Origin of the sequence: Leisingera sp. NJS204 (assembly GCF_004123675.1) — a bacterium.
GTDB lineage: Bacteria > Pseudomonadota > Alphaproteobacteria > Rhodobacterales > Rhodobacteraceae > Leisingera.
Genome location: NZ_CP035417.1, coordinates 3,430,968 through 3,452,680 on the forward strand (window position 1 = coordinate 3,430,968; position 21,713 = coordinate 3,452,680).

Below are 21,713 nucleotides of genomic sequence, written 5' to 3' on the forward strand. Positions count from 1 at the left end.
CTGCTGGCCTTGTGGAAGCAGCAGGAAGCAGAGGACCGGGACAGTTAAAGCCGCAGCCCGCTGCTGCTTCTTTCTGGTTGAAAATACCCCGGGGGTGCGGGGGCCGGCCCCCGCCGCCGCCCTGACAGCTTACCCGTAGGTCGGGTGGAATCTCCCGGCCGGCGACAGGGTGAAAATATCGGCCCCGTCCGCGGTGACCCCGATCGAATGCTCAAACTGCGCCGACAGCGACTTGTCGCGGGTGACGGCGGTCCATTCATCCGCCAGGATCTTGGTCTCCGGGCGGCCGATGTTGATCATCGGCTCAATGGTGAAGAACATGCCCTCTTCCAGCACCGGGCCGGTACCGGGGCGGCCATAGTGCAGCACGTTGGGCGGCGCGTGAAAGACCGTGCCCAATCCGTGGCCGCAGAAATCGCGCACCACGCTCATCCGCTGGCTTTCGGCGTAAACCTGGATCGCATGGCCGATGTCGCCAAAGGTATTGCCGGGCTTCACCGCCTCGATCCCTTTCATCAGCGAATCATGGGTGACCTGGATCAGACGCTCGGACTTGCGCGGCAGCTTGCCCGCCACAAACATCCGCGAAGTGTCGCCGAACCAGCCGTCGACAATCACAGTCACGTCAATATTCAGGATGTCGCCATCCTTCAGCTTTTTGTCGCCGGGAATGCCGTGGCAAACCACATGGTTCACCGAGATGCAGCTGGCGTGCTGATAGCCTTTGTAACCGATGGTTGCGGACTTGGCGCCGGCATCCTCAACCTTTTGGGTGATCAGGCGGTCGATCTCGCCAGTGGTCTGGCCCGGAAACACATGCGCGGCAATCTCGTCCAGAATACGCGCCGCCAAGGCACCCGCCTTGTGCATGCCGGCAAAATCGCCGGCTTCATGAATGCGGATGCCGTCCTTGGTTGTGCGGCCGTCTTTCGATCTCATCAGGCGGAGCTCCATCGGGTTTTGTTCCGTAGCTATCTAAGGGGTCTTGGCCAAAAGGGCCAGAGGGGGCAGCGGCGGCTTGGTGGAACTTTTTCAGCCTTGCTGCGTTGGACCGGGAGAGCGGAAACGGCACAAGCCAGGAGGAATGCAGCGGCATGGATAACATTGATGACCTGATGAAGACTGAGATTTACGGAGGAAAATCACTGGCCGATCTGGTGACGCTGGAATTTCTGGCACAGGCCTTGGGCAACGTGCTGGCCGCAACTGTCATTCTTCTGGCAGGCTTCATCGCCGCGCGCTGGGTCAAGCGGCGGATCGTGGCACTGGGCGATACCCACGCCAAACTCGACGTGACCCTGTTTCATTTCCTCGGCAATCTTGCGCGCTATGTCATTCTCGCCTTTGCGGTGCTGTTTGTTCTGAATACCTTTGGCGTCAAGACCACCTCGATTGTGGCGGCCATCGGTGCTGCCGGCCTGGCGATCGGCCTGGCCATGCAGGGTGCGCTGTCGAATGTGGCAGCAGGCGTGATGATCATCCTGTTCCGCCCGTTCAAGCTGGGTGATTTCATCGATGTGAACGGCGAAATGGGCACGGTGCATGAAATGACGCTTAACAATACTGTCATCGCCAGCCTCAGCAATCTGAAGGTGATCATTCCCAACTCCGAGGTTTGGGGCAATACCATCACCAATTACTCGTCTTTCGACACCCGCCGGGCAGAATGGACTTTTGGTGTCGGCTATGGCGCCAACCTGGCCACGGCAGAACAGGTGATCCGCGACACGATCATGGCCGACAGCCGCTCGCACAGCGATCCGGAACCCTTCATCCAGGTCAATGCGCTGAACAGCAGTTCGGTGGATTTTCTGGTGCGTGTCTGGGTCGATGCAGCCGAGTACTTTCAGTATCAGGCCGACATGAAGCGCAAGGTCAAAGAAGCACTGGATGCAGCCGGGGTCGACATTCCCTTCCCGACCCGGACACTGGTTCACGCCGAAGCTGCCAGCCAGGAAGACGAGGCCAGCAAGGCCGCCTGACCAGCAGGCCGGCGTTGCTAAGGTGCAGCGGCGATCGGTGCGCCGGCCTCGATCCCTTGCGGCGTGATCCTGGTGCCCAGCACCAGCCGCTCCACCCCGGCCGAATAGGCGCTGGCAAAGGCGGCGGCATAGGCCGGGTCGATATCTGCAGCCAGTTGAAACCGGTCGCAGTCGGTGCGTTGCACCAGATACAGCATCACCGCGCGGTGGCCCCGGGCCGCCATATTGGCCAATTCGCCAAGGTGTTTTGTGCCGCGGGCGGTGACGCTGTCCGGGAATTCCGCCAGGCCCGGTTCCCGCGACAGCGTCACGCTTTTCACCTCGACATAGCAATCCGGCAGACCGCCTTGCTGCAACAGAAAATCGACGCGGCTGTTCTCGCCGTATTTCACCTCCGGGCGCACGGTATTATAAGCGCTAAGTTCCGCGATCTCTCCGGCTTCCAGCGCAGCCCGCAGGGCGCGGTTCGGAACCGAAGTATCAACGCCGGTGAAATGGCCGTCCGCGTGCTCAACCAGGCGCCAGCCGTATTTCAGCTTTTTCTTCGGGTCGTCGTTCGGCTCCAGCCAGATCTTCATGCCCGGCTCTGCCAGCCCCATCATGCTGCCGGGATTGGCGCAATGGGCGGTAGCCTCGCGCCCGTCCTCCAGCCGGCAATCGGCAAGGAAACGTTTGTAGCGGCGGATCAGCACGGCGGGGATCAGAGGGGTTTCAAAGCGCATGGGCTTAGGCCTATATCTGCAAAGACGAGGTATCAAGGGAGGAAGATCATGGCCAATCCAACGGCTGCCATGCTGGTCATCGGAGATGAAATCCTGTCGGGCCGCACCCGCGATGCCAATATGCATTATCTGGCGGGCGAGCTGACCAAACACGGCATTGATCTGATGGAAGTGCGCATCGTCAGCGATGACGAGGCCGCGATCATCGGCGCGGTGCAGGCGCTGGCCGGGGCTTACGGCCATGTATTCACCAGCGGCGGCATCGGTCCAACCCATGACGACATTACAGCCGATTGCATCGCCAAAGCCTTTGACGCGCATCTGGACGTGCGCGGCGACGCCCGCGCGATCCTGCAAGCGCATTACGACACCCAAGGCTTGGAATTGAACGAGGCCCGCCTGCGGATGGCACGCATTCCGGAGGGCGCCGCGCTGATCGAAAATCCGGTCTCGGCCGCGCCGGGGTTCACCCTTGGAAATGTGCATGTGATGGCCGGTGTACCGCTGATCTTTCAGGCGATGGTGGCCAGCGTGATGCCGACCCTGACCGGCGGCCAGCCGATGCTGTCGCAGACCCTGCGGGTGCTGCGCGGCGAAGGGGAGATTGCCGGACCGCTGCGCGTACTGGCCGAGGCTTATGCGGATCTGTCAGTCGGCTGTTATCCGTTCCAAAAAGACGGCGCCTTTGGCGCCAATATCGTGATCCGCGGCACCGATGGCGCGCGCATTGATGCGGCAATGACAGAACTGGCAAAGGAGCTGGATCAGTGACCACCGATCCCCGTTACTACGCCGTGACCGACGCGACATGGCCGCCTGCCGCCACCCGCAGCCTGGGCCCCGTGACCCTGCGCGACGGTCAGGGCGGCGGCAGCCGGGTGTCGGCGGCGACCGTACACGGCACTGCCTCGGATGCGGAAATTGCCGCCGCTGAGGACGCAATGCGCGCGATGGGCCAGGACTGCCTGTTTATGATCCGCGATGGCGAGACGGATCTGGACGCGCAGCTGGCTGCACGCGGCTATGCGGTCAAGGATCCGGTCAGCCTGTGGACCTGCCCGGCCGCGCATTTGACGGACATCCCGGTGCCGCGGGTCACCGCCTTTTGCGTATGGGAACCGCTGGCGATCCAGCGCGAGATCTGGGCGCAGGGCGGCATCGGGCCTGAACGCCTGGCGGTGATGCAGCGGGTACAGGGGCCAAAGACCGGGCTGCTGGCCCGTCACAAGGACAAACCGGCAGGCGCCGGGTTTGTCGCCATTCACAATGGGGTGGCAATGGTCCACGCACTGGAAATCCTGCCGCACCAGCGCCGCTGCGGCATGGGCGCCTGGATGATGCGCCAGGCGGCATTCTGGGCGCTGGAAAACGGCGCGACCGAGCTGGCGGTGCTGTGCACGAAACGTAACGAGGGCGCCAACGGGCTTTATGCTTCCCTCGGCATGAAATGCGCCGGACAGTACCACTACCGGATTTTACAGGAAGGTCATTGAACAATGACGGATCAGACCCCGCCCACAGCCCTGGATCTGCCGATGGCGGATTCGCTGCCGCCTGAGACGCAGAAGTATTTCGATATCTGCGTCGAAAAGCTGGGCTTTGTGCCCAACGTGCTCAAGGCCAATGCCTTTGATATCGAAAAGCTGAATGCGTTTACCGCCATGTACAATGACCTGATGCTGGCGGACAGCGGCCTCAGCAAGCTGGAGCGTGAGATGATCGCCGTGGTGGTCTCGGCGATCAACCGCTGTTTCTACTGCCTGGTGGCGCATGGCGCAGCAGTGCGGCAGCTGTCGGGCGATCCGGCTCTGGGTGAAATGCTGGTGATGAACTACCGGGTGGCGCCTCTGGAGGCGCGCCAGCGCGCGATGCTGGATTTTGCAGCCAGGATGACCACTGCCAGCGCGGAAATCGGTGAGACGGACCGGCAAGGCCTGCGGGATGCAGGCTTCAGCGACCGGGACATCTGGGACATTGCCAATGTTGCGGGTTTCTTCAACATGTCCAACCGGGTGGCCAGCGCCACTGCCATGGTTCCCAACCCGGAATACCACAGCCAGTGCCGCTAAGACGTTTGATTTGGGCAGCCGCGGTGATGCTGCTTCCGGCTTTGCCGGCGGCGGCTGAGATCACCCTGCCGGCCGGCGCGTCTGCTGTTTCGGAACGGATCACGGCGCTTGGTGTTTACCAGCTGCCGACCGGGCCGGAAGAGGCGGACAAAGTCCCCTCGCGCCGGTTCGAAGGGCAGATTCTGCGCCGCACCTGGCGGGTCGAGGGAAACAGCACCGTGCTGCAGATCCTGGCGCCCTTGCGGGACCAGCTGCAGGCTGATGGCTATGAGGTGCTGCTGGATTGTGCCGCGCGCGATTGCGGCGGCTTCGGCTTCCGCTTCGGGATCGAGGTGGTGCCGTCGCCGGACATGATGGTGGATATCTCCAGCTATCACTTCCTGTCTGCGGCCAAGGGGGATGAGGCGGTCTCGCTTCTGGTGTCGCGCGCAGGCGGCGCGGCTTTTTTGCAAATGATCACAGTGCATCCGCCTGGATCGGCTGCAACGGCAACAGCCGCGCCGGCAGTGGTGAAACCTGACGCCGGGACGTCCGGAACGGTGCGGCCGGTAGAACTGGCCAAGCTGCTGGAGGTGCGCGGCCACGCTGTTCTGACGGATCTGGTGTTTCAAAGCGGCTCCACCCGGCTGCAGGACGGCTCCTATGCCAGCCTGCGCGCGCTTGCGGACTATCTGGCCGTCAATCCGCAATACCGCCTGCTGCTGGTGGGGCATACCGACACGGTGGGTTCGCAGCAGCAGAACATCGGTATTTCCAAACGCCGCGCGCAATCGGTGAAAGACCGTTTGATCAAGGAGCTGGGCGCGGATGCGGCACGGATCGAGGTCGCCGGTGCCGGTTTCCTGGCCCCGATTGCCAGCAATCTGATCCCGGAAGGCCGAGAAGCCAACCGGCGGGTGGAAGCGGTGCTGCTCGCCGAATGAGGCGCTGCAAAAGATGCGCTCCGGAAACCTCCCGCCCCCGCAGGTGCCTTGGCTTTGCCAAGACCCCTTGGCGGCGTTGGGCCTGGCTCGGCGCTGTGCGCCGAGCCAGGCCCAACGGGCGCGGGTCAATCTGTGATTGATCCGGGACGGGCGGGAGCCTTCCGGCTGTGTTTTTCGCGGACGGCAGAATGTCGACCCCAAAAAGCCCCCGCATTCGGTGCGGGGGCAGGTCTTCGAGGGATATCTTGGTCCGGTTTTCCGTAGTACCGGTTCAGGTTTTCCATTCCGACGGGTCGCGGTCGGCAAAGGCCTGCACCAGAAAGTCAATGAAGGCCCGGACTTTTGGCTGGGTGAATTTTCCGGGCGGGTAGACCGCATAGATGCCTTGGGTTTCCACCGGCAGGCTGGGCATCACGTCTTCGACCAGCCCTTCTTCCAGCGCCTCCGAGTAGAGAAAGCTGGGCAGGTAGGCGATGCCGAGGCCCGAAATCGCCGCATTCAGCAGTGACTGCCCGTCATTCACCGACAACCAGCCTGAGGTGCGCACCTGGCGTTTTTCACCCGACGGCGCTGTGATCTTCCAGACGTTGCCGCTGGACTGGCTGGAGTAATGCAGCAGCTTGTGGCTGTTCAATTCATCAATCTTTTGCGGGCGGCCGTATTTCTCCAGATAGGCGGGAGAGGCGATCATCCGCTTGGTGGTTTCGGTCAGCTTGCGGGCCCGCAGGGAGCTGTCTTCCAGCTCGCCGATCCGCACCGCCATGTCAAAGCCTTCGGAGATCAGCTCCACATAGCGGTTGTTCAGCACCATGTTGACGGTGATGTCCGGGAAATCCTGCAGGAAGTCCGACAGCACCGGCGACAGGTGATTGACGCCGAAATCAGTGGCGACCGAAATCCTGAGCAGACCCGAAGGGGCAGATTGCATCGAGGTGACCAGCGCATCCGCTTCGCCTGCGTCATTCAGCACCCGGCGGGCACGGTCATAATAGGCGAGGCCAATCTCGGTCGGGGACACCCGGCGGGTGGTACGGTTCAAAAGCCGTGCGCCAAGCCGGGTTTCCAGGCTTGAAACATGCTTGGAGACTGCGGATTTCGAGATCCCCATCTTGCGTGCCGCATCGGTGAAGCCGCCCTGGTCCACCACATTGGCAAAGGCCTCCATCTCGGTCAGTCGGTCCATATTCACCCATCCTCGTGTATCCGTGTTGCCCCCAGTGATGCGGGTGAAATCGGGCAAGATCGGGGCAAGGGTGGGATAATTGCGAGGTTTCGCCGGGATCGTATTCGCTGTGGAAACGGCAACAGCCTTGGCAAAACCTGCCGGGGATCCGCAGCAGTGATGCGCCAAAAGACTGCGGCCCTGCACTGGGAAACGCGCCGGACCAGCGGCTGTGAACTGCACGGAAAATGCCCTGTTTTCCACTATCCGTGCAGGACTTGCAGCAAATTGCCACAGGAAGGCTGCCTCAGGCGGCTTTCCACATCAGCGAAATGTGGGTATCGCCGTATTTCCGGCTGTCCTGCAGCTCGAATCCTTCCGGTGCGGCGACCGGTGCGTTTTCTTCCCAGACCACCAGAGCGTCTTGCGCCACCCAGCCGCCGGCCACAGCTGCGGCCAGGGCCTTTTCCCCCAGTCCCTTGCCATAAGGCGGATCAAGGAAGATCAGATCAAAGGGTGCCGCCGGGTTCTGCCCCAGCTTCAGCGCGTCGCGGCGGGCCAGGGTGCAGCGGTTTTCGGCGCGGCAAATGGTGATGTTTTTGCGGATCAAACCGCCTGACACGCGCCCGTCGTCCACAAAAACCGCCTCAGCCGCGCCGCGTGACAGCGCCTCCAGCCCCAGCGCGCCGGTGCCTGCAAACAGGTCCAGAACCCGGGCGCCGGGAATGGCGCCGGTGTGCATCAGCACGTTGAACAGGCTTTCGCGCACCCGGTCGGTGGTCGGGCGCAGATGGGCGCCCGCATCGCCCTTGCCCACCGCGGCCAAGGCACGGCCGCGGAAGTCTCCTGCGATGATCCTCACGCTTTCAGCAGCGGCTTCAGATCGGCAGCCGGGTCGGCAACCACCGCTTTATCCGCTGTCTTACCCATATCGATCAGGCGTTTGCCCACCATATAGGCGCGCGGGTCATTCATCGCGTCCACTGCCACCAGCTGATCGCCCTTGTAATACCAGAACGACACCTGCCGGCCCTCGCCCTGGCGGGTGACCACATTGTCATAGCCGGTGTTCAGGCCCGCGATCTGCAACTTGACGTCATACTGATCGGACCAGAACCAGGGTGTGGCAATATACTCTTTGTCCGCACCCAGCATGTTCTGCGCCACCACTTCGGCCTGATCAATGGCGTTCGGCACGCTTTCCAGGCGGATGCGCTTGCCCTGAAACGGGAAGGAGGCACAATCGCCCGCCGACCAGATCGCGGCGTCCGATGTGCGGCCCTTGGCGTCTGCCTTAATACCGTTGTCTAGCTCCAGCCCGGCCATTTCAGCCAGTTGCGACGTCGGGGTGATACCGACGCCAACGACGACAAAATCCACCTCAACGGCTTCACCGCCGCTCAGCACTGCGCGGGTCACCTTGCCGTTCTCGCCTTCCAGCCGCTCCAGCCCGACGCCTTCTCGGATGTCCACTCCGTGGGAGGAATGCAGGCTGCGGAAGAAGTCCGAGGTTTCCGGCGCCGCCACCCGCTGCAGGATGCGGTCGGCCATCTCGACCAGCGTCACTTGCACTCCGCGCTTGGCGCAGACCGCGGCTGCCTCCAGCCCGATGTAGCCGCCGCCGACGATCAGCGCGCGCTTGCCCTCGGTCACATGCGGCGCCATTGCATCCACGTCGGTCAATCCGCGCACCACATAGACGCCGTCCAGATCGCCGCCGATCGCCGCCGGCAAGCGGCGCGGGTCGGAACCGGTGGTCAGCGCCAGCTGGTCGTAAGGGATCAGCTCATCGCCCAGGCTCACAGTTTTGGCTGCGGGATCGATGCCAGTCACCCGCTGGCCCAGCTTCAGGGTGATGTTGTTGTCCGCATAGAAACTTTCTGGCCGCAGGAACAGGCGTTCCAGCTCCATCTCGCCCAGCAAATAGGCCTTGGACAAGGGCGGGCGCTGATAGGGCAGCGCCGCTTCAGCGCCGATCAGGGTAATCTCCCCGTCAAACCCGTCCTTGCGCAGTTTTGCCACCAGCGACGATCCCGCCTGCCCTGCTCCAATAACGACGATGTGGGACATAATCCCTTGCCTCCCTCAGCAGTTCCCGTCACGCTTTCATCGGACCCTATATACCCGGGGCTCCAAAACGCAATCATGAGAAAGAGGAACCTGCGATGATTTCTGTTGGAGACCAACTGCCGGACGCGACACTGACGCTCATCGGAGACAACGGCCCCGAGCAGGTGCAGCTGTCAGACAAGCTGAAGGGGCGCAAAGTCGTGCTGTTCGCGGTTCCCGGCGCCTTTACCAGCACCTGCCATTCGGCGCATGTGCCCAGCTTCATCCGCACCAAGGATCAGTTCGCGGCCAAAGGTGTTGAGGAAATCATCTGCCTGGCGGGCAATGACCCGTTTGTCATGAACATCTGGGGCGAAAACACCGGTGCGGCCGAGGCCGGGATTACCATGCTGTCGGATGCCGAATGCACGCTGACCGAGGCAATCGGCATGCGTCTGGACGTGCCCTCAGCCGGTCTGATCGGCCGCTCGCTGCGCTATGCGATGCTGGTGGAGGACGGTGAAGTGAAAGTTCTCAACAAGGAAGAAAACCCCGGCCAGTGCGAACTTTCCGCGGGCGAGGGTTTGCTGGAATCAATGGGCTGACCCCTGTTCCGGCTGCGGCTGCCTGCCCCGGCGGCCGCAGGGCAACCCCTTAATAAACGGTGAAAAATAAGGTCAGCATGCCTGCCGGAATGTTTCGCGCGCGAAACATTTGGACACAATTGCTGACCTTTTCGTCAGAGCGTCCGTTCACGTCTGCGGCTCGCCGAACAGCCCGTCCATCTTGCGCGCCAGTTTGGCATCCAGCGCGCTGACCCCGTCCACATCATGGGTGGTAAGAACCACCGTCACCCGGTTGTAGACATTGCTCCACTCCGGGTGGTGGTTCCATTTTTCGGCCCAGATCGCGGCGCGGGTCATCCAGCCGAAGGCATCGGCGAAATTGCTGAACTTGAATATCTTGGTGATAGCATCCCGGCCCTCCACCATTTCCCAGCCGGTGGCAAACAGCGGCTCCAGCAGCGGACCGCGGGTGGCGTCGGACAGTTTCTCCGTCATTCTTGCTCCTCCACTTGGGCTTTGCGGAACGGGCCGTAATCGGTCAGGATTTCAATCTCTTCCTCGGTGGCGGCCCGTTCAGCCTCGAGGTAGCGTTCAACGGCCCCGGCAAACCCGGGATCGCCGATCCAGTGCAAGCTGTGCGTCTCGCACGGCAGATAGCCGCGCGCCAGCTTGTGTTCACCCTGCGCGCCCGCCTCAGCCCGGTCATGCCCCAGGGCTATCGCCAGCTCTATCGCCTGATAATAACACAGCTCGAAATGCAGGCAGGGATGGTGCTCAACACAGCCCCAATAGCGCCCGTAAAGCGTTTCGCGGCCAATGAAATTCAAGGCGCCCGCAACATACCTCCCGTTGCGCTCCGCCAGAATCAGCGCCATATTCTGCGCCATCGTGTGATGGGCGATATCGAAGAATTGCCGCGTCAGATAAGGCGCGCCCCATTTTCGCGCACCGGTGTCCTGATAGAATTCCCAGAAGGCATCCCAATGCTCAGGCTGCAGGCTGCTGCCCTGAAACACCCGGATCTCGCCGCCAAAGCACTGCGCCTGCATCCGCTCCTTGCGGATGTTCTTGCGCTTGCGCGAGGACAGCGCCCGCATGAATCCTTCGAAATCGGCATAACCGTCGTTTTGCCAGTGAAACTGCTGGGTAGAGCGGCGCATCAGCCCCATCTCCGCCCCCATCCTTGCCTCGTCCTGCGTGCAAAAGGTCACATGCAGCGATGACAGTTTGTTGTCGGCTGCCAGTTGCACCGCCCCCTGAACCAGCGCCGAATGGCCGATACCGTCAAAGCCGGGGCGCACCAGAAAACGCCGTCCCGTGGCCGGGGTAAAGGGCACCGCGACCTGCAGCTTGGGGTAGTAATGACCGCCGGCCTGTTCGTAAGCATGCGCCCAATTGTGATCAAAGATATATTCGCCCTGGCTGTGCCCCTTGGCGTAAAGCGGCGCACAGGCGATCAGCAGCCCGTCCTGATAGGCTGTCAGATATTGCGGCTGCCAGCCGGTGCCCGGCCCGACCGAGCCGCTGTCTTCCAGCGCGCTCAGAAACTGGTGGGTGGTGAACGGGTCCAGCGGACGGGTGCCGTCTGCCGCCTCAGGACAGGCACAGGCATCCCAGTCCTCTGCCGCGATCTGCGACAGTGAGGCCAGCATCCGGATTTCGATTTGCGCCTGGGTCATGCAATTCCTCCGCACCGCTTCAAAGATGTGGGGTCTGCGCCTGCGGGATCAAGGTGTTAGCGGCGAGAGGTACTGTTCAAACGTCACATTGTCGGCAAAGACGCGCGCCGCGGTTTCCTCCGCCGCAGAGGTCACGGTCCAGCATAGCACCGGCACCCCATCGTTGCGCAGCGCCTGCACCCGCGGACGGGGCAGATCGCCAGCCTCGTGGCTGATAAAGCTCGACCCGGTGCGCGCGAAATCCGGAATGCCGCGCAGGCCGTCGCAGACCGCCCTGGGCAGCTCCGGCCATTCCGCGGGATCATAGGCGCTGGTGGTGATGCCGCGGGCAATATCCGGCGCCAGCCGGGCCAGTTCCGCAACTGAATTGGGGTTAAAGGACATCACAGCCACAGGGCCGGCATAGCCCTTAAGCGCCTTTGCCGTGGCCCGCTCCAGCGCACCATCGGTAAGGCCCATTTCCCCGTTCTGATCCTTCAGCTCGATCAGCAGCGGCACCTGGCCTGCCACCAACTCCAGCACTTCAGACAGCTCCGGAATGCCTTCCCCGTCGCCGCCTTTCAACGGAATTGCCTGCAACGCGCTGCAGGTCCTGGCGCGGACCGGCCCCGAGGCTTCCGCCAGCCGGTCCAGATCGTTGTCATGAAAGACCATGGCGCAGCCGTCACTGGACAGCTGCAGATCGATCTCAATCCCATAACCCGCCGCAATCGCTGCCCGGATGGCAGCGCGGCTGTTTTCCGGGCGCCCGTCCGCGGCATCATGCAGTGCACGATGGGCCAGCGGGACAGTCAGGATAGCGGCAGGCAGGGCGGGCTTCATTTGATCTGGAAAACGCCGTCGATTTCCACTGCGACACCCAGTGGCAGCGACACCGAGCCGACCGCAGAACGCGCATGGCGGCCGATATCGCCCAGGGCTTCGACCAGGAAGTCGGAGGCGCCGTTCACAACCATCGGCTGGCCGGTGAAGTCAGGGGCCGAGTTCACAAATGCGCCCAGCTTGACGACCCGCACCAGCCGGTCCAGATCACCGCCGCAAGCTGCCTTGAGCTGGGCCAGAAGCGCGATTGCACAGCGCTTGGCCGCAGCCTGGCCGGCCTCGACGTCCAGATCAGCGCCCAGCTTACCAGTGATCAGCCCGTTTTCATCAGCCGAGATCTGGCCCGCGATGTAAACCATATCGCCCGAAACCACATAAGGCACATAGTTCGCCGCCGGTGCCGGTGCTTCGGGCAGGGTTACGCCAAGCTCCTTCAGTTTTGCTTCAATGCTCATGGCCGATTTCCTTCCGAGTCTTTGCTGGCCGGGACGCTACCCGGACAGATGGAATTCGGAAAGAGCAAATGCGAAGCACCAGTGCGGCTTTGCGCATTCTTGGCCCCGTTGAAGGGACGCCGTTTTCCCGGGGCAGGCAGCCTTCAGCTTTCGCGGAAGGCCTTGTTGAAGTAGTCTGCGAGCGGCTTGACCAGATAGGCCAGCGGCGAGCGGTCGGCGGTGCGGATGTAGCTTTCCACCGGCATCCCCGGAATCAGCACCGTGCCCGCAGGCAGGCGGCCGCGTTCGCCGGGGTTGAGCTCGATCTCGGCGCGGTAATAGGAAATCCCGCTGCCCTGATCCTCAAAGGAATCCGCCGAGACCTGGGTGACATGGCCAAACAGCTCGGGCGTCGAGCGCTGGTCCAGCGCCGAGAACCGCAAAGTGACCTCCTGGCCGGTGTACAGCTGGTCGATATCGGTCGGCGCCACCTGCGCCGCAATCACCAGCGGCCGGTCCTGCGGCACCAGGTACAAAACCGGATCCGCAGGGCGAATCACCGAGCGAGGCGTCTGCACCTGCAGCCCGTAGACAATGCCGGAAACCGGCGCGGTGATATCCAGCCGCGCCAGGCGGCCCTGCAGCGAGCGGCGGTTTTCGGCCAGCTCCAGCTCCTGGTAGCGCAGGTCGCGCAGCCGGCTGATCGCCTCCTCGCGCTGGCTGGTGGCCAGCTTCAGGATCTCGATGTCGATCTCGGTGATGCGGCCCTCGGACTGTGCTTCCGAGGCCACCAGCTCGCCCAGCCGGCCCTGCAGATCGGCCTGGGTGCGGCGCAGGTTCAGCACCGTCGCCGCCTGCGCCAGCCCGCGGTCCAGGAGCGATTGCTGGCTCTCCAGCTCCTCGCCGATCAGCCCCAGCTGCACATTCATCGAGGTCTGCTGCGCCTCGACGCCGCGGATCTGCTCCTGGATCTGGGTGCGGCGCTTCTCCAGCTGCTCGATCTCGCGGGCGGTGGTGTCCTTGCGGGCCTGGAACAGGCGGCGCTGGCCCTGCACCAGATCGCTGACATCCGGCTGCACTTCAGCCGCCTGCAGCAGCTCCGGCTCAAAGGTGATCGCAGCGGCGGTGTCGCGCTCGGCTTCCAGCCGGCCGCGGCGCGCCATCAGCTCGAACAGCTGGCCCTCGGTGATCACCAGCTGCGAGGTCAGCTCATTGGCGTCCAGCCGGATCAGCGTGGCGCCTTCGGTCACCGTGTCGCCCTCATCAACCAGGATTTCAGCCACGATGCCGCCGTCCAGATGCTGCACGATCTGGCGGTTGCGGTCGACCTCGATGCGCCCCGTCGCCACCACCGCGCCGGAAATCGACGACAGCACCGACCAGGAACCGAAGCCGCCCACCAGCACCAGCAGCGCCAAAAGGCCGATGATCAGCGGCCGCCGGGCCGGCCAGTTGCTTTGCCCGCTCATCGCACGCCTCCTGTGCCAGTGGCCTGGCGGATGTTCTGGTGGTTGGCGACCATTTCCTGCAGCACCTTGTCCTTGGGGCCAAAGGCGGTCTGGGTGCCCTTGTCGATCACCAGCAGCATGTCGCATTCCTGGATCGCCGCGGGCCGGTGCGCCATGATCAGCACCGAGCGGCCCTCGGCCTTGATCTGCTTGATCGCCTGATTGAGCGCGATCGAGCCTTCGTTGTCGAGGTTCGAGTTCGGCTCGTCCAGGATCACGATCACCGGATCGGCATAAAGCGCCCGGGCCAGGCCGACCCGCTGCATCTGGCCGCCCGACAGCCGCCCGCCGGTGGCGGTAACCTTGGTGTCATAGCCTTCGGGCAGTTTCAGGATCATCTCATGGGCGGCGGCCTTCCTGGCGGCTTCCACCACCTTTTCGGCATCCGGCTGCTGCTGCAGCCGGGCGATGTTCTGGGCAATGGTGCCGTCAAACACCTGCACCCGCTGCGGCAGATAGCCGATATGGCCGCCCAGCACATCCGGCGCGTATTGATCCAGCGCCGCCCCGTCCAGCCGCACCGAGCCCGCGGCCGGCGCCCAGACCCCGGTCAGCGCCCGTGCCAGGGTCGATTTGCCCGAGCCCGACGGCCCGATCACCCCGATTGCCTGGCCCGGCTGCACCCGGAAGCTGACATTGCGCAACAGCGGCGTCTTGCTGCCCGGCGGCACCACCGCCATGCCCTGCACTTCCAGCAGCGCCTTGGGTTTCGGCAGCGCCGTGCGCTCGGCCTCTTCCGGCACTTTGGCCAGCAGTTCGGCCAGGCTGTGCCAGCCCTTCAGCGCCCGCTGCACCATCGCCCATTGGCCCAGGCCCAGTTCGATCGGCGCCAGGGCGCGGCCCATCAGGATCGACCCCGCGATCATCGCCCCCGGCGTCACCTCGCCCTGCAGCACCAGATAGGCGCCAAGCCCCAGCATCGCCGACTGCAGGAACAGCCGCAGCGTCTTGGTCAGCGTGGTGAAGCCGCCGCCGGTGTCATTGGCCGTCACACTGTCGGTGAGCGCCGCATCGCGGCCTTGCTTCCAGCGCCCGAAAGCCGCGCCGCGCATGCCCATCGACTGGATCATCTCGGCCTCGTTGCGGATCTCCTCGGACATCAGATTGGCCTTGTGGCCGGTCATATTGGCCTTTTGCACCGGCAGCCTGGTGAACAGCTGGTTGAGGATCGCAATCATCACCAGCACTGCGCCGCCGCCCAGGGCCAGCAGCCCAAGCCAGGGATGGAACAGGGCAATGCCCGCCAGAAAGACCGGGGTCCAGGGCAGGTCGAAGGCGGCGGTCAGCACCGGCGAGGAGATCAGCCGCTGCACCGATTCCAGATCCTGCAGCCCGGTCTGCGCCGCCGGATCCTGCGCCACCGCCGAGCGCCGGATCATCGCATCGAACACCCGGTGGTCCAGCGCCGCCTGCAGCCGCGCCCCGACCCGCGCCATGATCCGGCCGCGGGCGTAATCCAGCAGCCCCATCATGCCGTAGAGGAACACCACCAGCAAAGACAGCGCCAAAAGCGTCGCCTCCGAGCGGCTGCCCAGCACCCGGTCATAGACCTGCATCATGTACAAAGGCCCGGTCAGCATCAGCAGGTTCACGAAGAAACTGAAAATCCCGGTGAACCAGTACAGCCCCCGGCTCTGCTGACGCACAGCCCGAAGCTCATCATAACCGCTCTTATAAATGCTTTTATTCATGGTCAGTCTGCAATAGAAGTTCCCGGGCCATTGGTAGTGCCTGAAATTGTATCAGAACAGACACAAGCTGGTGAATAAATGTAATCGCACTGGAAATAGGCTGAGGAACCCTTATTTGCCCTCCGACCCGTCTGTTCCAGCATCAATTGGACACTTACCCGAATGCCTTTTCTTTTGCGACCGCTGAAATTTGTATCTGCGCTGATTTTGGCCGTTTTTGCGGCCGGCTGCGCAACGCAGGATCCGGTTGCACGGGCCTCGGGTGAAGTCTTTGATCCTTATGAGCGCACCAACCGCACCATTCACAGCTTTAACCGCGGCGTTGACCGGCTGGCCTTCCGGCCTGCCTCCAAAGGGTATGTGGCAATCGTGCCGGCGCCGATGGTGACCAGCTTCTCGCATTTTGCCGAGAACCTGTCGATGCCCGGCCAAATGGTCAATGCGCTGCTGCAGGGCGATCTGAAACTGGCCGGCAATGCATTTTCGCGGTTTGTGATCAACTCCACCGTCGGATTTGCCGGGCTTGCCGACCCGGCCAGCGAATTCAACGTGCCCGCAGTCGATACCGATTTCGGCGAGACATTGCACACCTGGGGCGTCGGCGAAGGCGCCTATGTGGAGCTGCCCCTGCTGGGCCCCTCCACCAGCCGTGATGCCGTGGGGGTCGCTGTCGATTTCTTCACCAACCCGCTGGGCTATGCCGAGCAGAATACTGCCGACAATATCACAATTTACGCTGAGATCGTGCGCCGCATGGGCGATCGTGGCAACTATTCCGACACGATCGACTCGATTCTCTACGAGAGCGCCGACAGCTATGCGCAATCGCGCCTGATCTATCTGCAGAACCGCCGGTTCCAGCTGGGGGATGGAGAGGAGATCCAGGAGATTGATCCGTTCGAACTGAACACTGAAGGATTTTGAATATGGACCGCCGCAAATTCCTGACCGGCCTGGGTGCCGGAGCCGCTGCTCTGATTGCCGCACCGCAAGCCCTGTGGGCGCTGACCGAAAACAGAGCCAGCACGCTGATCAACGGCCTGGTCGGCGACATCAACCGGGTGATCGATTCCGGCAAGGGCGAGAACGCCATGTTCCGCGAGTTCGAGCGGATCTTCAAGCGCTACAGCGACACATCCTATATCGCAGCCTATGCGCTGGGTGTGGACGGGCGCCGGGCGTCTGCGTCCCAGAAGAAGGCCTTTTCCAAGGCGTTCCAGGGCTACATCTCGCGCAAATACGGCAAGCGCTTTCGCGAATTCATCGGCGGCAAGCTGGAAGTCAAAGGCGTCAAGAAGGTGAAGAAATGGTATGAGGTGAGCACCATTGCCTACCTCAAGGGCCAGTCGCCGTTTGAAGTGACCTTCCTGGTGTCGGACCGCTCCGGCCGGGATCTGTTCTTCAATATGTTCATCGAAGGCGTGAACCTGCTCTTGACCGAACGCACCGAGATCGGCGCCATTCTGGACAGCCATAAGGGCGACATCGACGCGCTGATTGCAGAGTTGAAGCGGTTGAGCTGAAACAGGCACACAAAGAATGACAGTCAAAGGGCTCCCTTCGGGGAGCCTTTTCTTGTTTGCAGTCCGGCCTGGCGCATTGCGGAGCAAAGGCAAAAACTCCCGCCCGTCGCTGCAGCATCCAGGATGCTGCGCTCCCGTTGGGCCTGGCGTCCTGCCCGGCGGGCAGGACGTGCGCCGCACCGTCAGGTGCGGCGCCGGACCCAACTGGCGGAGGCCCCCCTCAGGGGGCCTGCACCGGGCGGGAGCCCCACGTTTGCTGCAATCGGTCAGTTTCCGAGGATGTCGCGCAGGATGTTGTCCACCGCGCGGCCCAGTTCCTTGCCCAGCTGCGGCCCCTGACGGCGGCGGCGCTCGCGCCGGGCTTGCTGCGGCGGCGGGGCGATCGGGGCAGGCTCCAGCATCGGCAGCGGTTTGGGAGTAAGTCCGTCATGCACCCGCACCATGGTCTCGCGCCAGATCTCGGCCGGCAGGCCGCCGCCGGTCACACCCGATAGCGGCGTGTTGTCGTCATAGCCCATCCAGACCCCTGCCACATACTCCGCGGTAAACCCGATGAACCAGGCATCCTTGGCGGCAGAAGTCGTCCCCGATTTGCCAGCCGCCTGCCAGCCCGGGATCTGCGCCCGCTTGCCGGTGCCGCCCGAAATCACTTTCTCCATCATCCAGACCAGCTGCTGGGCGGCTTCGGGGCGGATCACCCGCTCGCCGATGCCGCCGCTGGCACCCATCAGCGCGTCGCTGTCGTTCACCAGTTTCAGCTCGGTCACCCCATAGGGCGTCACCGACGAACCGCCATTGAGGATGCCCGCATAGGCTCCGGTCATCTCCAGCAGAGTGCTTTCCGAGGCCCCCAGCGCCAGCGCCGGGCCTGCGGCCAGATCGCTGTCGATGCCGAAATCCTTGGCCACGATGCTGACCTTGTCCCGGCCCACCGCCTCGGAGACTTTCACCGCCGGCACATTCAGCGAATCCCGCAACGCCCGTGCCAGGGTGACTTCACCATAATACTTCCGGGTATAATTCTCGGGGCACCACTGGCCGGAGCCGGGAATATTCATGCAGTATTTTGCGTCCAGCACCCGGTCGTAGGGGGAATAGCCCAACTCCAGTGCCGTGGCGTAAACAAAAGGTTTAAAGGCCGATCCGGTTTGCCGTTTGGCCTGGGTCGCGCGGTTGAACACGCCGGAGACCCGCGTCTTGCGGCCGCCCACCATCGCGCGCACCGCGCCATCGGCGCTCATCACCACAATGGCCGCCTGCGCCTTGGAGCCCGGGCGGACCTTATTCTCAAAGATGTATTTCAGTGCTTCCTCTGCCGCGCCCTGCAGGCGCTGATCCAGGGTCGAGCGGATCACCACATCCTCGGTGGTCTGATCGCCCAGGAAATCCGGGATGGAATCCATCACCCAATCGGCAAAGTACCCCCCTGCCCGTGCCGCCGCGGCTTCGCTCAGCACGGCGGGGGCGTTCTGGTTCTGCTGCATCTCGGCGGTGGTCAGATAGCCCTGTTCCTGCATCAGCCGCAGCACAGTGGCCGCCCGGTCCTGTGAACGTTGCAGGTTGTTGGTGGGCGCCAGCGTCGAGGGCGCAGTCAGCAGACCCGCCAGCATCGCGCCTTCGGCCGGGTTCAGCTGGTTGGCGGACTTTCCGAAATAGCGTTGCGCTGCAGCCTCGGCACCGTATGCACCGCCGCCCATGTAGGCGCGGTTCATGTAGATCGAGAGGATCTCGTCCTTGGTATACTTTGCCTCCATCGCCAGGGCAAAGATCGCCTCGGTGCCCTTGCGCCACAGCGAGCCCTTGCGGCAGTCGGCCTCATAAGCGCTTTCGCTTTTCCATTCGTCCGGATCATAGACCCGGCCCAGACACAGCAATTTGGCGGCTTGCTGGGTGATGGTGGAACCGCCATGGCCGGACAGCGGACCGCGGCCTTCGCGCAGGTTGATGCGGATGGCGCTGGCGACGCCGCGCGGGGAGATGCCGAAGTGGCGGTAAAACCGCTTATCCTCGGTCGCGACAACCGCGTTCTTCAGGTGCGGCGAAACGGTATCTGCCCGAATAACCCCGCCAAACTGATCGCCGCGCCAGGCAAAGACGTCCCCCTTGCGGTCCAGCAGGGTGACCGACCCGCGCGCGCGCCCGTCCAGATAGGCCGAGACCTCGGGCAGCTTGGCATATTGCAGCGCCACCGCCAGACCGACCAGCAGGCAGACCACCATGCCGACGCGCCAGCTGAAGCCCCAGACCAGCCGGAACGCCCAGACAAAAGGCGCCAGCAAGAGACCGATGAAGCCGCGCTTCTTTGGCGCTGCTTTCGCCCGTGTCTTTTTGCGGGAAAACAGGCCGAACAGGCCGGTCTTCTTGGGTTTGGCCTTGCGTGCAGGTTTCTTGCGCCCAGGCTTTTTCGCAGCGGAAGGTTTGCCCTTGCCGCCCGCGGAATAGCGTTTTTCTGCCACCAAAGGCTTGCGCCCGGATCCTTGTGCCATCGTCATGTCCTGCCCGGTTTGCCCGTTTCCCGGGACAATACCCTGCCCGCCCCGGTTTGTAGAGGGGGCAGAATCCGGAGCTTGCCCCCTTTGCCAGATGGCCGGTTTTTAAGCGAAGCGGGCAAAAGGCGCAAAATTATTGTGCGTGCGCAGAATGACACGCGGAAACTTGCTGGCCTTGGGCTTTGCACGACTCGGGCCGGGGGTTTTGCTGCAGGTGCACAATGCGTCGGCCCAGACATGATGCTCAGGGCCGGAGCAGCGCGGAAACCAAGGGATGCAGAGATGAAAATGATCATAGCCGCCATCAAGCCCTTCAAGCTGGACGAGGTCCGCGAGGCGCTGACCGGTCTTGGCGTGAGCGGGCTGATGGTCACCGAAATCAAAGGCTTTGGCGCCCAGGCCGGGCACACGGAAATCTACCGCGGCGCCGAATACGAGGTGAATTTTATCCCCAAGCTGAAGCTGGAACTGGTGGTGCCCGCCGATCAGGCCGACCAGGCCATCAGCGCAATCTCCGGGTCCGCCCGCACAGGGAAGCTGGGTGAAGGCAAGATCGGCGACGGCAAGATTTTTGTTCTGGACGTGGAACAGGCCGTGCGGGTGCGCACCGGCGAAACCAACCTCGAGGCGCTCTGAAGGCGCCCGGCATGGAGGAAAGACTTATGAAGACCCTGAAACTTCCCCTGGCGGCGCTGGCACTGGCCGCGCTGCCGGGTCTGGCACTGGCCCAAAACGGCCCTGCGCCGGGCGTGAACCCCGCGACCGATACCGTATTCATCCTGAACTCGCTGCTGTTTTTGATCGGCGGCTGCCTGGTGTTCTGGATGGCCGCTGGCTTTGCCATGCTGGAGGCCGGCCTGGTGCGCTCCAAGAACGTGACCATGCAGCTGACCAAGAACATGGCGCTATTTTCATTGGCTGCCGTATTCTACTGGTTGATCGGCTATAACCTGATGTATCCGCTGGGCAATTGGGCGGTTGACGGTGTGCTGTCCGGAGTATTCGGCCCCGGCGTGCTGGAGGCGGTGGGGATCACCGCGGAAGGTGCAGATGACTATTCCTATGCCGCCACCGGCTCAGACTTCTTCTTTCAGCTGATGTTCTGTGCCGCCACTGCCTCGATCGTTTCGGGCACTTTGGCAGAGCGCATCAAACTGTGGCCTTTCCTGATTTTCACCATCGTTCTGACCTCGGTGATCTACCCGTTCCAGGCCAGCTGGAAATGGGGCGGCGGCTTCCTGGAGCAGATGGGTTTCCTGGACTTCGCGGGCTCGACCGTGGTGCATTCGGTGGGCGGCTGGGCGGCGCTGACCGGGGCGCTGATCCTGGGGCCGCGCATTGGCAAATACAAGGACGGCAAGACCATCCCGATGCCCGGCTCCAACCTGGCGCTGGCAACGCTTGGCACGTTCATCCTGTGGATGGGCTGGTTCGGCTTCAACGGCGGCTCGCAGCTGGCGATGGGGTCGATTGGGGATGTGGCTGACATTAGCCGGATCTTCGCCAATACCAATGCCGCCGCAGCGGGTGGCGCGGTGGCCGCGCTGGTGCTGACGCAACTGCTGTTCAAAAAGCCGGACTTGACCATGATCCTGAACGGCGCGCTGGCCGGTCTGGTGGCGATTACTGCCGAACCGCTGACGCCGGGTCTGGGGCTCTCCACCCTGATCGGTGCCATTGGCGGCGTGATCGTGGTCTTTGCAGTACCGTTCCTGGACAAGCTGCAGATCGACGACGTGGTCGGCGCCATCCCGGTGCATCTGCTTTGCGGTATCTGGGGCACTGTTGCGGTCGTGTTGTCGAACCCTGATGCAACACTGTTGAAACAGCTGACCGGGATTGCCGTGGTGGGGGTCTTCACCATCGCCGCCTCGGCCATAGTGTGGATCATCCTGCGCACCACCACCGGCATCCGGGTGGAGGAAGAGGATGAGGTCAACGGGCTGGACATGGCGGAGCTGGGCATGGAGGCCTATCCGGAATTCTCGCCAAGCTGACCCATTGCACAGCATTGAAACAAAAGGACGGCGCTTTCATGGAGCGCCGTCTGTGCATTTGCAGCGCGCAAAAGTTTTGGAAAACTTTTGCCAAGAC

The 21,713-nt window shown here is 62.9% G+C and carries 22 protein-coding genes; 10 read left to right on the plus strand and 12 right to left on the minus strand.

Features of this window, described 5'->3' with window-relative positions; translation table 11 throughout:
* Nucleotides 1-129: 129 nt before the first annotated feature.
* Complete coding sequence (gene map / locus ETW24_RS16675) at nt 130-939, minus strand: type I methionyl aminopeptidase (RefSeq protein ID WP_129372093.1); 810 nt, start codon at nt 937-939, stop codon at nt 130-132.
* Between the two features lie 155 nt (nt 940-1,094).
* Between map and ETW24_RS16680 the strand changes: the two genes are divergently transcribed.
* Nucleotides 1,095-1,982 carry a mechanosensitive ion channel family protein gene (locus tag ETW24_RS16680; RefSeq protein ID WP_129372094.1) on the plus strand — a complete coding sequence of 296 codons (888 nt, stop codon included), beginning with the start codon at nt 1,095-1,097 and terminating at the stop codon, nt 1,980-1,982.
* A 17-nt stretch (nt 1,983-1,999) separates the two neighbouring features.
* Here the strand turns inward: ETW24_RS16680 and sfsA are convergent, their stop codons facing one another.
* Nucleotides 2,000-2,704, minus strand: coding sequence for a DNA/RNA nuclease SfsA (sfsA, locus tag ETW24_RS16685; protein WP_129372095.1), 705 nt, complete (start codon nt 2,702-2,704; stop codon nt 2,000-2,002).
* Nucleotides 2,705-2,752: 48 nt separating this feature from the next.
* Here sfsA and ETW24_RS16690 point away from each other — a divergent pair, with 48 nt between their 5' ends.
* Genes ETW24_RS16690 through ETW24_RS16705 form a run of 4 tightly spaced genes read left to right on the plus strand, consistent with a single transcriptional unit; the run spans nt 2,753 to nt 5,696 of the window.
* Nucleotides 2,753-3,475, plus strand: coding sequence for a competence/damage-inducible protein A (locus ETW24_RS16690; RefSeq protein ID WP_129372096.1), 723 nt, complete (start codon nt 2,753-2,755; stop codon nt 3,473-3,475).
* Nucleotides 3,472-4,197: a GNAT family N-acetyltransferase gene (locus ETW24_RS16695; protein ID WP_129372097.1), complete on the plus strand. Its 726-nt coding sequence runs from the start codon at nt 3,472-3,474 to the stop codon at nt 4,195-4,197. The genes ETW24_RS16690 and ETW24_RS16695 overlap by 4 nt, the downstream gene beginning before the upstream one ends.
* 3 nt (nt 4,198-4,200) lie before the next feature.
* Entirely contained in the window at nt 4,201-4,773 is a 573-nt protein-coding gene (locus tag ETW24_RS16700) for a peroxidase-related enzyme (RefSeq protein WP_129372098.1), read from the plus strand.
* Between the two features lie 26 nt (nt 4,774-4,799).
* The gene (locus tag ETW24_RS16705) at nt 4,800-5,696 is read left to right on the plus strand and encodes an OmpA family protein (RefSeq protein ID WP_129372099.1); all 897 of its coding nucleotides are present in this window, start codon (nt 4,800-4,802) and stop codon (nt 5,694-5,696) included.
* Between the two features lie 271 nt (nt 5,697-5,967).
* Here the strand turns inward: ETW24_RS16705 and ETW24_RS16710 are convergent, their stop codons facing one another.
* The 3 genes from ETW24_RS16710 to ETW24_RS16720 form a co-directional block, all read right to left on the minus strand.
* Nucleotides 5,968-6,879, minus strand: a complete 912-nt coding sequence (locus tag ETW24_RS16710; protein ID WP_129372100.1) for a LysR family transcriptional regulator — start codon at nt 6,877-6,879, stop codon at nt 5,968-5,970.
* Nucleotides 6,880-7,165: 286 nt separating this feature from the next.
* A complete protein-coding gene (gene rsmD / locus ETW24_RS16715; RefSeq protein ID WP_129372101.1) occupies nt 7,166-7,720 on the minus strand; it encodes a 16S rRNA (guanine(966)-N(2))-methyltransferase RsmD in 555 nt (184 codons plus the stop codon).
* The gene (locus ETW24_RS16720) at nt 7,717-8,928 is read right to left on the minus strand and encodes an NAD(P)/FAD-dependent oxidoreductase (protein ID WP_129372102.1); all 1,212 of its coding nucleotides are present in this window, start codon (nt 8,926-8,928) and stop codon (nt 7,717-7,719) included. The genes rsmD and ETW24_RS16720 overlap by 4 nt, the downstream gene beginning before the upstream one ends.
* 95 nt (nt 8,929-9,023) lie before the next feature.
* Here ETW24_RS16720 and ETW24_RS16725 point away from each other — a divergent pair, with 95 nt between their 5' ends.
* Nucleotides 9,024-9,512 (plus strand): peroxiredoxin, encoded by a 489-nt coding sequence (locus tag ETW24_RS16725; RefSeq protein WP_129372103.1) that lies wholly within the window; start codon nt 9,024-9,026, stop codon nt 9,510-9,512.
* A 147-nt stretch (nt 9,513-9,659) separates the two neighbouring features.
* Here the strand turns inward: ETW24_RS16725 and ETW24_RS16730 are convergent, their stop codons facing one another.
* The 6 genes from ETW24_RS16730 to ETW24_RS16755 form a co-directional block, all read right to left on the minus strand.
* Nucleotides 9,660-9,968 carry a 4a-hydroxytetrahydrobiopterin dehydratase gene (locus ETW24_RS16730; RefSeq protein WP_129372104.1) on the minus strand — a complete coding sequence of 103 codons (309 nt, stop codon included), beginning with the start codon at nt 9,966-9,968 and terminating at the stop codon, nt 9,660-9,662.
* Nucleotides 9,965-11,152, minus strand: coding sequence for a GNAT family N-acetyltransferase (locus tag ETW24_RS16735; protein ID WP_129372105.1), 1,188 nt, complete (start codon nt 11,150-11,152; stop codon nt 9,965-9,967). The genes ETW24_RS16730 and ETW24_RS16735 overlap by 4 nt, the downstream gene beginning before the upstream one ends.
* Before the next feature lie 48 nt (nt 11,153-11,200).
* Complete coding sequence (locus ETW24_RS16740) at nt 11,201-11,974, minus strand: glycerophosphodiester phosphodiesterase family protein (RefSeq protein ID WP_129372106.1); 774 nt, start codon at nt 11,972-11,974, stop codon at nt 11,201-11,203.
* Nucleotides 11,971-12,429, minus strand: a complete 459-nt coding sequence (locus ETW24_RS16745) for a RidA family protein (RefSeq protein WP_129372107.1) — start codon at nt 12,427-12,429, stop codon at nt 11,971-11,973. Before ETW24_RS16745 ends, ETW24_RS16740 begins: the two co-directional genes overlap by 4 nt.
* 143 nt (nt 12,430-12,572) lie before the next feature.
* On the minus strand, nt 12,573-13,877 hold the full coding sequence (locus tag ETW24_RS16750) for an HlyD family type I secretion periplasmic adaptor subunit (protein WP_129372108.1): 1,305 nt from the start codon (nt 13,875-13,877) through the stop codon (nt 12,573-12,575).
* The gene (locus ETW24_RS16755) at nt 13,874-15,607 is read right to left on the minus strand and encodes a type I secretion system permease/ATPase (RefSeq protein ID WP_129372109.1); all 1,734 of its coding nucleotides are present in this window, start codon (nt 15,605-15,607) and stop codon (nt 13,874-13,876) included. The genes ETW24_RS16750 and ETW24_RS16755 overlap by 4 nt, the downstream gene beginning before the upstream one ends.
* Before the next feature lie 162 nt (nt 15,608-15,769).
* On the opposite strand from ETW24_RS16755, the gene ETW24_RS16760 reads away from it, so the two are divergent.
* Entirely contained in the window at nt 15,770-16,531 is a 762-nt protein-coding gene (locus ETW24_RS16760) for an MlaA family lipoprotein (RefSeq protein WP_129372110.1), read from the plus strand.
* A gap of 2 nt (nt 16,532-16,533) precedes the next feature.
* Nucleotides 16,534-17,130, plus strand: coding sequence for an MlaC/ttg2D family ABC transporter substrate-binding protein (locus ETW24_RS16765; protein WP_129372111.1), 597 nt, complete (start codon nt 16,534-16,536; stop codon nt 17,128-17,130).
* A gap of 266 nt (nt 17,131-17,396) precedes the next feature.
* Here ETW24_RS16765 and ETW24_RS16770 read toward each other — a convergent pair whose 3' ends face one another.
* Nucleotides 17,397-19,616 (minus strand): transglycosylase domain-containing protein, encoded by a 2,220-nt coding sequence (locus tag ETW24_RS16770; protein WP_129372112.1) that lies wholly within the window; start codon nt 19,614-19,616, stop codon nt 17,397-17,399.
* Nucleotides 19,617-19,901: 285 nt separating this feature from the next.
* Here ETW24_RS16770 and ETW24_RS16775 point away from each other — a divergent pair, with 285 nt between their 5' ends.
* Together ETW24_RS16775 and ETW24_RS16780 are read left to right on the plus strand one after the other, a co-directional pair.
* Nucleotides 19,902-20,255, plus strand: coding sequence for a P-II family nitrogen regulator (locus tag ETW24_RS16775; RefSeq protein ID WP_129372113.1), 354 nt, complete (start codon nt 19,902-19,904; stop codon nt 20,253-20,255).
* 26 nt (nt 20,256-20,281) lie between these two features.
* Nucleotides 20,282-21,616 (plus strand): ammonium transporter, encoded by a 1,335-nt coding sequence (locus ETW24_RS16780; protein WP_129372114.1) that lies wholly within the window; start codon nt 20,282-20,284, stop codon nt 21,614-21,616.
* Nucleotides 21,617-21,713: the final 97 nt, after the last annotated feature.